Genomic DNA, 11,968 nt, shown 5'->3' with positions numbered 1-11,968 from the left:
TAGGCGTTTTTTTATCTTTCTAGCCACGAAAGTTACTTCCCTTTTTCTGGTAAATAGAATGCCCTTTGCATAAGAAATGTGTTAGACAAGCCATAAATATAGGCATACCAAAGTAAAGCACGCCAAAGGCAAAAGCCACATGGGGTTTCTCCGGGAATTCACCACCGCTAGAAATACTCGAATAATAGTCAATCGACCTTAAATATTCAGGCGTTAATCCGCCATAAGGCACGAGGAAAGATAAAATTAACACCGAGAAAATACAGAACATAAAATTGAGTGCCATTAATGCTGAATAGCCCATATTTTCTGAACGTTCTTGCTCTGTTCGGCTGGTTAAACCAAAAAGCATTCGATTGGCAACAGTGGCACTGTATAAATATAAAATTAATGGGGAATCACCTAATACTGACATATTGATGGCCAGTGCAAAAAGACCATAGAAAAGAGCAAATAACGTTAATACTCGCCAATCACGAAATACCGCCATAAAGACGCCCGAGTGAACTAAAATAAATTCAAAAATCAGGATCAACGTCAGGTTATAAATAATTTCTACCGTATAGTATTCAGGAAAAAACCATACAGATAGAATAAAACCAACATAAAACAATGAAAAACCGTAGTTTATTATTTTAGAAAAAGCACGAATAATACTGAAAGAATGCGGGTTCTCCTTCACACTTTTTACTGAAGATTGTTCTGGGAAAAAACCTTGGTTTTTATCTTTCCCATTCCTTGGTGGTTTTACCATTAGCTCACTCCATCTCACCAATATCACTTTATTAATAAGCTACTTGATCACACAAAAAATAAACAGTGGCTAAAGTCTGAATGGCAGGTTCAAAGCGAGGTAAAGTGTAAGAAATATCGACAAGATGGCATGAACGAATAAATGTCATGCCACAGATAGATTAAATTTAATTAAACCAGTTTGGCGATCAGCGTATCTAAATCACCTTGTAAGAAATTCACTGGTGGAATTTCAATCACTGTATATGCGCCTGCTGCTTGTTTCATCGTCGCTCGTGCGGCAGAAACCATAAATTGAGAAGTCAGTGCAGGGTTATTAATGCGCATTGAATATTCGAATAACTGGTTATGTGTTGTGCCTGAAACCCCTTTATGAGTCATCTGCACACCGTGCCCAACATCTTTTAATGCATCAATGCTATCCACCTGACGAATATGTGTTTCATCAGAAGAAAAGTAGCTGTCTGCTTTAATCGCTTGAGCCACCTCATCGAACTTAGCGCCACCGTCTAATTCAACATAAACCATACGACGATGAACCCCTGTTCCTAATGGAATTGTGACAGAAAGGGCATCTTTTACGCCATTGATAGCTTTAGCGGCCACACTGTGTCCCATACTCATCCCTGGACCAAAATTCGTATAAGTTACCCCTTTTGGTGCCATTGCTAGCATCAATGTTCGCATAATCGAATCCGAGCCAGGATCCCATCCGGCAGAAACAACCGCCACGCTATTATGCTGTTTCGCAACGTCATCTAAGCTGTGTTTTAGCGCCACAATATCTGAATGCACGTCAAAACTATCAACCGTATTAATACCGAGGCTCAAAACTTTAGCTGCTAATGGGCCGATAGCACGCGTTGGTGAACACAAGAGTGCAACATCAACTTTCCCAAGTTTTTCAATATCATCAACCACTTTATATCCAGAAAGCTCAGCAGGAATATCTTGCGTATTGCGACGAACTACCCCGACTAACTCAAAATCCTCAGCGGCCAGAACAGCTTCTAGTGCATAGCGACCAATGTTACCGTAGCCCACTATTGCTGCTTTAATTTTTGTCATTTTTGCTCCTATACAGTTCTGATGTTGCTCATTAAATTATTTATAGCGAAATTGAATTTAACAGAATAATTAAAAGTAAACAAAACATTAGCCTAATTAAATCAGACGCATTTTAACCCTATTTTCATTGTTGAAATCCATGTAGAATTAGCCCATCAGAAAGCTTTCCCTATCATTCATGAATATATAAAGGTTCTCAATGCATCAATCCGATGTGACTGAGCGGTCACTCTTTTCGCTCAGCTGGCCAATTTTTATCGATATTTTTCTTCATTTGGCCACATTATTAATTAATACCTACATGGTTAGTCACGTGTCTACAGCCTACCTTGCTGCTATGGGGGTGGGAAACCAAGTGTTTGACCTATTTATCACTATTTTTAACTTTATCAGTGTGGGGTGTAGCGTTGTTATAGCCCAATACCTAGGGGCAGGCCGCCGAGAAAAAGCCAGCCAAGCGATTCATATTTCAATCGCGTTTAACTTTATTCTTGGTTTTTCCAGCGCATTAGTTGCGTTATTTTTTGGCTATAGCATTCTAACTATTATGAATATGCCATCGCATTTAATGGCTGATGGTTATACTTATTTACGTATTCTAGGGATTTGTTTAATCCCTGAAGCGATTTCAATTATTTTAGCGGCATGCTTGCGGGTTTATGGTAAAGCGCAACCCGCAATGTGGGTCACATTAATCGCTAATGTGATTACAGTATTTGGTAATATAATTGTGCTTTATGGTTTCTTCGGCTTACCACAATACGGCCTTGAAGGCGTTGCTTGGTCAACAGTCGTTGGGCGTATTGTTGCCGTTATTTTACTTTTCTGCCTACTGTTTTATGGGCTGAGAATTAAATTTGTCCCAATGATGTTAATACACTGGTCACGGAAAATGTTGGGTAAGATTTTACATATTGGATTACCCTCTGCGGGGGAAAATCTTGTGTGGATCCTCCATTTTATGACCGCATCTGCGTTTATCGGTCTCATGGGGGAAACGTCTCTTGCGGCACAAACGCTCTATTTCCAATTGTCATTGTTTATCATGCTGTTCGGGATCTCTATCAGTATTGGTAATGAAATTATGGTTGGCCACCTTGTTGGAGCAAAACGCTTTGAAGATGCCTTTAGGCGCGGTGTAAAAAGCCTTAAAATGGGTTTTTACGTAACAATTGGTGTCGTTATTGCCTTTTGGTTATTCCGTGATCCTATCTTAAATAATATTACTGATGACCAAGGTATTATTAAGGTACTGCTGCCATTATTTTTACTTTCGGTGTTCTTAGAGCCCGGCAGAACAATTAATATCGTGATGGTAAATGCCTTGCGTGCCTCTGGCGATGCTCGCTTTCCTCTGTGTACCGCTATTATTTTTATGTGGGGCGTCGCTATCCCATTAGGCTACTTCTTAGGCATAAAAATGGAGATGGGCCTCTTAGGTATTTGGTTAGGTTTCTTTGCTGATGAATGGTTGCGCGGCTTAACCAATGCATGGCGCTGGCGTTCACGTAAGTGGCAAAGTAAGCGTCTTGATGTAGAAAGCTAATCTGTGCAGTTATCACTCAGTCCTGCCGAATATTATAGGCAGGACTTTTGTGACTAAGCTCAAAGTTAGAAATTTTTCATTTTTATAATTCAAATTAGAGATAATATTTCTCTCCACTCTCTTTAAATCCCCTAACTTAGTGAAGTTTTTCTCCAGACTGTTGTTTAAAATAATAAAATCAAAAAAGATTTTATTAAGGGGACTTGCCATGCATGCTCAATCACAACCACTACTTTGGCAATATTTTATCAACGCAGTAAAGCAAGAAGTAAAGCCTGCCTTAGGTTGTACTGAGCCAATTTCATTGGCATATGCTGCCGCCAAAGCGGCTTCATTTCTTGATGGCAAAGTGACCCGAGTCTGTGCTTTCGTTTCCCCTAACCTCATGAAAAATGGTATGGGCGTAACCGTACCCGGAACAGGAATGGTTGGTCTACCCATTGCTGCAGCCCTTGGTGCAGTTGGCGGTGATGCTGAAGCAGGTTTAGAAGTATTAAAATCAGCATCTGCGGATGCCATTGCATTAAGTAAAACCATGTTAGCACAAGGGGCTATTACCGTTGATATTAAGCACCCTTGCGACGATGTTATCTACTCCGAAGCCACGGTATATACCCAAACGGAATCCGCAACCGTCATCATTGCAGGGTCACATACGAATATTGTTAAAATTATTCATAACAATCACACCGTATTTGATGCCACAACGGCTCAACCTCACCATGAATCTCCAGTTGACTGCGCAGCTGACGTCCCACTACCGCCAGTCACTGCTAAGTCTGTGTATCAATTTGCCACCGAAGCGCCTTTAGAGGATATTCGTTTTATTCTTGAAGCCGCGCATTTAAACGAAGCCTTATCTCAAGAAGGTTTACGCAATGTTTATGGCTTACATATCGGCAAAACATTACAAACCCAGCGAGACCGTGGTTTGCTTTCAAAAGACTTAATGTCAGAAATTATGATCCGTACCTCCGCGGCTTCTGATGCACGCATGGGAGGGGCTGTGTTGCCCGCAATGAGTAATTCAGGGTCAGGTAACCAAGGTATTGCAGCAACCATGCCGGTGGTTGTCACTGCAGATTATTTGCAATCTTCTGAAGAGCAACTGGCTCGAGCCTTAATGTTGTCACACTTAATGGCTATTTATATTCACAACCAGCTTCCTGCGTTATCGGCACTATGTGCTGCGACAACAGCAGCTATGGGGGCTGCTGCAGGCATCGCTTGGTTACTAGAATCCCGCTATGAAGTCGTCGCAATGGCAATTTCCAGTATGATTGGTGATGTTAGTGGTATGATTTGTGATGGTGCATCAAACAGTTGTGCAATGAAGGTGTCAACCAGTGCGAGTGCCGCTTATAAAGCCGTGCTAATGGCATTAGATAATAGCTGTGTCAGAGGGTCGGATGGTATTGTTTCTGATGATGTCGACCAGTCCATTGCCAATTTATGTTCTTTAGCTGCGGGTTCTATGAGACATACTGACTTGCAGATTATTGAAATTATGGCCGCTAAAGCACGCCCTTAACGCCGCAGTGTTGTTAGCTACATTCGCCAACCCTAGTTACATATTTTGTATGCACCTAGGGGTTGGCTTTTTGCCGCCTTGCTACGCCGCTAATTCTTCGCCCTTAACGCCGTAGCGTTGTTGGCTGCATTCGCCAACCCTAGTCACATACTTGTGTATGCTCCTAGGGATTGGCTCTTTTGCCGCCTTGCTACGCCGCTAATGACTTTGAATTTCTTTTCTTGAAATTCTTTTTTTTGAAATTCTTTTTTTTTTGAATTGTTCTATTTTGAATTAACTTCTAGGGCTGCGAATTTTTCGCGGATCATCTCTTCGGGTAGGTCAATACCAATAAACACTAATACACTGCGGCGTTGTTCATCAACTTCCCAGTCTCTATCCCAATCCGCACTATAAAGACGCTGAACACCTTGGAATAATAAGCGTTTTGGCTCATTCACAATGGAAAGGATCCCTTTATAGCGCAGTAAATTATCTGCAAAGCCAAGTAATAATTCTTCCATTACCTGAGAAACCGCCATCAGTTCAACAGGGTAATTAAATTCGAGAACAATCGAGCCTACTTCATTTTGTTGTTTAGGGGCGAAACGGAATGTCGGTTGTTTAACATTTAATTGTGAATCCAATAAAAAACCGTCGATATCTAATAACATACTCAGGTCAATATCACCGTGAATGACTGAGTAAATCGGCGCCCTTGCATTAATTCGTTGTAAACGTTCAATTAAAGCTTCATTATTTGGCTCAATATCGGTTTTGGTCAATAAAATACGGTCTGCATAGCCAATTTGCGCTTGAGCAATAGCGAAATCATTTAATTGTTTATCAGCGTGAACAGCATCCACTAAGGTAATAATCCCATCTAATACATAACGTTCGCAGAGGATTTCATGGGAAAAAAAGGTTTGAGTGATCGGCCCGGGATCTGCCATGCCAGTGCATTCAATGAGCAAACGGTCAAAGTCTAATTTTCCACTATCAAGGCCATCTAATAGATCTAATAAGGCATTTTCTAATTCATTCGAACGGCTACAACAAATACACCCATTACTTAATGTAGTAATTTGTGTCGCACGATCACCAATTATTGCGTTATCAATGGGGACTTCACCGAACTCATTTTCAATCACTGCGATTTTATGACCATGCTCAGCATGAAGAATATGGCTAAGGAGAGTCGTTTTACCTGCACCGAGAAAACCGGTTAAAATTGTTACGCTAATAGGTTTCATTATTGCCCTCACACTTCATTGATTAACAGCAGCGAAATCCGCCTTTACCACTACCACCATACCGTGCATCTTGTCTTTCGCGAAAAAATTCTTTATATGTCATCACAGGTTTGTCTGGATGGTTATCACTCATATGCTGCACATAAGTATCATAATCAGGAATACCAATTAACATACGTGCGGCTTGCCCGAGGTATTTTCCTGTTTTGCCGAGATTTCCAAACATCAGCCTCTCCAATACAAATGCCCTACATCATGAGCACATAATGTAGGGCGACCTTTCATTTATTGAACACCTTTCGATGTTCAAATCCGTTGAAGGGTGACTTAATGTGAAGATGAAACTTTCACGCCCTCTTTAGGTACAGGAACATAAGGTGTTTCTTTGTCTGTACGCTCTGGGTTTTTGTGTGCTTTCATCCCAACGCGGATACCGTAGAAAATGATACCGTAAACAACCACTAAGAATAGAATACTCAGCCCAGCGTTGGTGTAGTTATTAATAATAATGTGATTCATATTAGTAATTTCTTGTGCAGTTAACTCTGCACCACCTGCCGCAATCTTATCTTTATAAGATTTCGCTAAGTATAGGAACCCTTCCAGTTGTGGGTTATCACTGAATAATTTCAGTCCTAATGCCCAAGTTGTACATATTAATAGCCATACTGCAGGTAAGACAGTCACCATAATGTATTTACTGCGTTTCATCTTAATCAATACAACTGTACTTAAGACTAAAGCAACCGCTGCTAACATTTGGTTCGAGATACCGAACAGAGGCCATAAGCTCTTAACACCGCCCAGTGGGTCAACAACGCCTTGATACAATAAGTAACCCCATAACCCAACACAGCCTGCTGTACCGATGATACCCGCAACCAGTGAATCGGTTTTCTTCAAGAACGGAACAAAGTTACCTAATAAATCTTGCAGCATAAAGCGGCCAGAACGGGTTCCTGCATCCAATGCGGTTAAGATAAACAGCGCTTCAAACAGAATACCAAAGTGATACCAGAAGCCCATATTTGCCGCAGGCATGATTTCATGGAAAACATACGCAATACCTACCGCTAATGTTGGCGCACCACCTGCACGGTTTAACACCGACGGCTCACCAATATCTTTCGCTGTTTGCATGATTTGTTCAGGTGAAATCACAAAGCCCCATGAACTCACTGTAGCGGCTGCATGAACAGACACATCTTTGAGCTGAGCCATGATAGCTGCGCCATCTGGACCACCCAGTTCATGTAAGTTAGGCATAGTAATACCTAACGCCGCAGGTGGTGTATTCATTGCAAAATACAAGCCTGGTTCGATAATAGAAGCCGCTACCAGTGCCATAATCGCAACAAATGACTCCATTAACATTGCACCATAACCGATGTAACGCGCATCTTTTTCGTTTGCTAATAACTTAGGTGTTGTCCCTGAAGAAATAAGCGCATGGAAGCCGGATACCGCACCACAAGCGATGGTAATAAATAAGAATGGGAATAGAGTACCTTTCCAAACAGGACCGGAGCCATCAACAAATTGGGTGACAGCTGGCATTTTTAATTCAGGGTTTAGAATAACGATACCAATCGCTAAACCAACAATAACCCCAATTTTCAGGAAGGTCGCTAAATAGTCACGAGGCGCTAAAATTAACCATACAGGTAATAATGCTGAAACAAACGCATAACCGACTAACGCATAAGTGATCGTCGTGTCTTTGAATGTCAGTGCTGGGCCCCAGTATGGGTCATGAGCAATCACACCACCAAACCAAATGGAAGCAACTAACAGAACAATACCGATAACAGAAACTTCACCTACGCGCCCCGGCCGGATATATCGCATATATATCCCCATAAACAATGCGATAGGCACTGTTGAAACAACGGTAAAGACACCCCATGGGCTTTCTGCCAAGGCTTTCACCACAATCAATGCTAATACAGCAAGGATAATGATCATGATTAGGAAGCACCCAAAGAGCGCCAGCGTTCCCGGAATCGGGCCAAGCTCCTCTTTAACAATTTCCCCTAATGATGCACCATTACGGCGTGATGAAATAAATAACACCATGAAATCTTGCACCGCACCGGCTAACACAACCCCAGCTAGTAACCATAAGGTACCGGGTAAATAGCCTACTTGCGCCGCAAGAACAGGTCCGACCAATGGCCCAGCCCCTGCAATAGCGGCAAAGTGGTGACCAAATAGAACATTTTTATTTGTCGGAACATAGTTTAAACCATCATTATTAATGACGGCTGGGGTCGCACGTGTTTCGTCCAGCTTCATCACTTTCTTAGCAATATATAAGCTGTAATAACGATATGCGATGAGATACACCGCCACAGAAGCGACGACAATCCACAGCGCACTAATGTGCTCACCGCGTCTGAGTGCAACAACCCCTAAACAGACTGCACCGATTATCCCGAGGATCATCCACGGAATGTGCTTTAAAATACCATTTTTGTTCATAGAACACCCTTCTGAGGTAAAACGAACATGCCATTGATTTTGTATTAACCATCTTAAAAAACGATATCGCTGTGTTTTCGTTGCTTATCATTTATCGTTGATGGTTTTTTAATTGGCAGTGGTTGAACTGTATTGAATTAAAAAATTGAGCTCTGCCATGGTGTATATGGTATGAAATTACACTCAGCAAATGACTAAAGTTATGCTAAGTGGTGCCATATAGAATTAAGCGGTTTGTTTTTTACTTTAAATGGTTTTTAGGAAGGGAATATGAGGTCAAAAATGTGATCCATATAACGATTCTGATTTGTTTTCAATAAGTTAAAAAATGTAACTCATATGAATAAAATGAAATTTATTGTAAACAAAGTTCACTAATAACGTGAAATCTCAAAGTTAGGTTATCTGAAGCTTTATAATATCTATGTGCTATTGGCGTGTAATTGTTGTCCATTTACCACCAACCCACCAACTGTGTTCACCATCTGTTTGCGTTTCACATCCGATACCGACTTTCGCTTTCCCTGCTTCAAAGGGATACGCGCAATCATAAATTGCATCAACCACGATTTCCCCAGTAATTGCGTCTGCAAAACCAATTTTATTTTCTTTGCGAATTCGATATACCCCGTCTTGCGCTTCATCAGGCCAATTATCAAAATAGTAAAGTTGATAAATCTCTTGTCCTTTCTGATCAAAAACAGCTAAGCCTTTATTCGATGATTTACCTAAGCAATACTTAAATGAAGATTGTTGCTCAAAACACTCGATTTTATCTTTTTCGTTCTCTACCCATAAACTGAATTGTTGTTCAAGATTTTGCGCTGTTGATAAAAAAGATATTAATCCTAATGACATTAAACCAACTACATAATGAATCATCATAACTTTCCTTATTCTACTTTTATGCCTACTAAGTGATAAGACGCTAAGCTCATCAACTTTGCTCTATTAAATACTCGCTTAATTAAAGATAGCGGATATCTATTTCAGTGAAACTAGGAATAAAGGTAAATAAAGTCTTATATGAAGATAATCTCAAAGTTAAAATTAAAGTATACAAGCGCTCACTCACTTAGAGTCATTGAGCGCAAAATTCATCAAGATCAACCAGAAACACACACTGTATTCGCGGTTTTCTTAGCCATATCTAATGCATTTTCAATAGAATCCGCAATCGCCAAAGCCACACCTAACCGACGAGTTCCTGCAATTTCAGGTTTACCAAATAACCGTAATTGGGTGTCAGACCCCAAAGCAGCACCAATATTTGAAAAAACCACATTTTGGCTTTGTAAATTAGGTAAAATAACCGCTGAAGCACTCGGCCCATATTGACGGATCACGCCAATTGGGAAACCAAGAAATGCACGAACATGTAATGCAAATTCAGATAAACTCTGCGAAATAAGCGTCACCATCCCCGTATCATGGGGACGAGGCGAAACCTCATTAAAAATGATATCGTCACCACATACGAATAATTCAACACCAAATATTCCATAACCTCCTAGAGAGGTTACAATTTTCTTGGCAATGTCTTGCGCTTTTTTCAACGCAGCCTCACTCATGTACTGCGGCTGCCAAGACTCACGGTAATCCCCTTTTTCTTGTCGGTGACCTATAGGCGCACAAAAGTGAATACCATCCACTGCACTGACTGTTAACAATGTAATTTCAAAATCAAAATTAACCATTTTTTCAACAATTACACGCCCCTGCCCTGCTCGCCCACCTTGCTGGGAATAATCCCAAGCCTGATCTAATTCTGCTCGAGAGCGGATCACACTTTGTCCCTTTCCTGATGAACTCATCACAGGCTTAACAATACAGGGAAACCCAATTTTTTCTGCCGCTGCAATAAAATCGGGTTTACTGTCTACAAATTGGTACTCTGATGTTGGCAATTTCAACTCTTCTGCCGCTAAACGACGGATCCCTTCTCTATCCATAGTAAGTACAATGGCTTTCGCAGATGGAACCACTTTTTGTCCTTGCTGTTCAAGCTCCATCAATACCTGTGTCGCAATCGCTTCAATTTCAGGCACGATAATATCGGGTTTTTCCAGAGAGACTATTTGCTTCAGCGCTTCGCCATCAAGCATGTTTATCGTATAACTGCGGTGTGCAATATGCATCGCTGGCGCATTATCATAGCGATCAACCGCAATAACTTCGATGCCCAATCGTTGACATTCAATCGCAACTTCTTTGCCTAACTCTCCAGCACCTAACAGCATGACTTTTGTTGCAGATTTACACAGCGCAGTACCTAATTGATTCATGATTGATGACCTTACCGACAAAAAGTTGATACCAATTATATACGCAATCGTTTGCTTTTACTATCAAGGAAAAAACACTATAAAAAAAAATTTCATAATCGATTGATAATAATAATTATTATTTAATCTAATGGTGTTTTATCGCGCCCAGTAATAAAGGGTTCTTTGTGAGAAAATTTAATATACTGTTTGCGTAAAATAGCTAATACACAAAACATTAAACCAATCCAAATAAGTGAAAAACTAATACCTTTGACCCAATCAAAGAGCTCATTAAATAAAAATACGGCCAATAAAAATTGAATTGTTGGTTCTATATATTGCGCTAAACCAATCACCGTTAATGATGTCCGTTTAATCGCTGCGGTAAAAAAGAGCAAAGGAATTATCGTGACAGGCGCCGCTAACATATAAAGAACTTTAATTTGCCAATCCCCTTGCGTCACGGCACTTAGACCATGAGATGCTAACCACCAAGTGATCGCTATTGCAATGGGAAGCAGCCAAAGTGCTTCTAGAAATAAAGACGTAATCACATCAAATCGAATAAATTTACGAATTAACCCATAGACTGCAAAAGCACTCCCCATTACTAACGCTAAAATAGGTAATTCACCATACTGCCAAATTTGGTAACCGACCCCCGCACAAATAAAAATAACAGCCATTTTTTCTGTAAAAACAAGCCGTTCGCGAAGGAACAAAACACCAAGTAAAATAGAAAATAATGGGTTAATAAAATAGCCAAGACTAGCAGCTAACACCTGCCCGTGGGTTAATGCATAAGTAAATGTTGTCCAAGATATCGCCATAACCGACGAACTAAATAAACACAGGATTATCGACTGTTTGTCAGACCATACCTCACGCCATAAAGATTTATTTTTGATAATTAAGCGAACAAGAAAAAGTATAGGTACAGACCAGATAAGACGTTCTGCAAGTAGCTCTAAAGGTTCCGCACCGGGAAGTAAACGATAAAATAATGGTGTTATTCCCCATAAGATATAGGAAAAAATAGCAAGAGCTACTCCCGAGCGAAGCAACATGATTTATCCACAATAAAATCTGA

The 11,968-nt window shown here is 40.6% G+C and carries 10 protein-coding genes; 2 read left to right on the top strand and 8 right to left on the bottom strand.

What is annotated here, in order from left to right:
• Positions 1-19 precede the first annotated feature (19 nt).
• On the bottom strand, positions 20-754 hold the full coding sequence (locus FVA72_RS05335; RefSeq protein ID WP_004260570.1) for a hypothetical protein: 735 nt from the start codon (positions 752-754) through the stop codon (positions 20-22).
• Positions 755-924: 170 nt separating this feature from the next.
• On the bottom strand, positions 925-1,821 hold the full coding sequence (locus FVA72_RS05330; RefSeq protein WP_096863289.1) for a diaminopimelate dehydrogenase: 897 nt from the start codon (positions 1,819-1,821) through the stop codon (positions 925-927).
• A gap of 199 nt (positions 1,822-2,020) precedes the next feature.
• On the opposite strand from FVA72_RS05330, the gene FVA72_RS05325 reads away from it, so the two are divergent.
• Both FVA72_RS05325 and FVA72_RS05320 read left to right on the top strand, forming a co-directional pair.
• Positions 2,021-3,367 carry an MATE family efflux transporter gene (locus FVA72_RS05325; protein WP_004260574.1) on the top strand — a complete coding sequence of 449 codons (1,347 nt, stop codon included), beginning with the start codon at positions 2,021-2,023 and terminating at the stop codon, positions 3,365-3,367.
• A gap of 208 nt (positions 3,368-3,575) precedes the next feature.
• Entirely contained in the window at positions 3,576-4,898 is a 1,323-nt protein-coding gene (locus FVA72_RS05320; RefSeq protein WP_110592270.1) for a serine dehydratase subunit alpha family protein, read from the top strand.
• Between the two features lie 263 nt (positions 4,899-5,161).
• On the opposite strand, the gene yjiA is transcribed toward FVA72_RS05320, so the two are convergent.
• The 6 genes from yjiA to rarD all read right to left on the bottom strand — a co-directional run bounded on the left by yjiA (position 5,162) and on the right by rarD (position 11,945).
• Entirely contained in the window at positions 5,162-6,130 is a 969-nt protein-coding gene (gene yjiA / locus FVA72_RS05315) for a GTPase (RefSeq protein ID WP_110592271.1), read from the bottom strand.
• A 22-nt stretch (positions 6,131-6,152) separates the two neighbouring features.
• Positions 6,153-6,356, bottom strand: a complete 204-nt coding sequence (locus FVA72_RS05310; RefSeq protein WP_004260586.1) for a YbdD/YjiX family protein — start codon at positions 6,354-6,356, stop codon at positions 6,153-6,155.
• Between the two features lie 101 nt (positions 6,357-6,457).
• The gene (locus FVA72_RS05305; RefSeq protein ID WP_004260588.1) at positions 6,458-8,611 is read right to left on the bottom strand and encodes a carbon starvation CstA family protein; all 2,154 of its coding nucleotides are present in this window, start codon (positions 8,609-8,611) and stop codon (positions 6,458-6,460) included.
• Positions 8,612-9,040: 429 nt separating this feature from the next.
• Positions 9,041-9,496, bottom strand: coding sequence for a hypothetical protein (locus FVA72_RS05300; protein ID WP_004260591.1), 456 nt, complete (start codon positions 9,494-9,496; stop codon positions 9,041-9,043).
• Between the two features lie 221 nt (positions 9,497-9,717).
• Positions 9,718-10,896 carry a formate-dependent phosphoribosylglycinamide formyltransferase gene (gene purT / locus FVA72_RS05295; protein WP_110592272.1) on the bottom strand — a complete coding sequence of 393 codons (1,179 nt, stop codon included), beginning with the start codon at positions 10,894-10,896 and terminating at the stop codon, positions 9,718-9,720.
• A gap of 122 nt (positions 10,897-11,018) precedes the next feature.
• Positions 11,019-11,945, bottom strand: a complete 927-nt coding sequence (gene rarD, locus FVA72_RS05290; RefSeq protein WP_110592273.1) for an EamA family transporter RarD — start codon at positions 11,943-11,945, stop codon at positions 11,019-11,021.
• Between the last annotated feature and the right edge of the window lie 23 nt (positions 11,946-11,968).

The sequence above is a fragment of the Providencia sp. PROV061 genome, from assembly GCF_011045655.1.
GTDB lineage: Bacteria > Pseudomonadota > Gammaproteobacteria > Enterobacterales > Enterobacteriaceae > Providencia > Providencia hangzhouensis.
Note: the sequence above shows the minus strand (reverse complement) of the source record. Positions and strands in the feature narration are given on the sequence as shown.

Excerpts from the sequence above, each read along its gene's own strand:
- FVA72_RS05320 (WP_110592270.1), top strand. The coding sequence starts at position 3,576 with ATGCATGCTCAATCACAACCACTACTTTGGCAATATTTTATCAACGCA.
- purT (WP_110592272.1), bottom strand. The coding sequence starts at position 10,896 with ATGAATCAATTAGGTACTGCGCTGTGTAAATCTGCAACAAAAGTCATG.
- FVA72_RS05335 (WP_004260570.1), bottom strand. The coding sequence starts at position 754 with ATGGTAAAACCACCAAGGAATGGGAAAGATAAAAACCAAGGTTTTTTC.
- rarD (WP_110592273.1), bottom strand. The coding sequence starts at position 11,945 with ATGTTGCTTCGCTCGGGAGTAGCTCTTGCTATTTTTTCCTATATCTTA.
- FVA72_RS05305 (WP_004260588.1), bottom strand. The coding sequence starts at position 8,611 with ATGAACAAAAATGGTATTTTAAAGCACATTCCGTGGATGATCCTCGGG.
- yjiA (WP_110592271.1), bottom strand. The coding sequence starts at position 6,130 with ATGAAACCTATTAGCGTAACAATTTTAACCGGTTTTCTCGGTGCAGGT.
- FVA72_RS05325 (WP_004260574.1), top strand. The coding sequence starts at position 2,021 with ATGCATCAATCCGATGTGACTGAGCGGTCACTCTTTTCGCTCAGCTGG.
- FVA72_RS05330 (WP_096863289.1), bottom strand. The coding sequence starts at position 1,821 with ATGACAAAAATTAAAGCAGCAATAGTGGGCTACGGTAACATTGGTCGC.
- FVA72_RS05300 (WP_004260591.1), bottom strand. The coding sequence starts at position 9,496 with ATGATGATTCATTATGTAGTTGGTTTAATGTCATTAGGATTAATATCT.
- FVA72_RS05310 (WP_004260586.1), bottom strand. The coding sequence starts at position 6,356 with ATGTTTGGAAATCTCGGCAAAACAGGAAAATACCTCGGGCAAGCCGCA.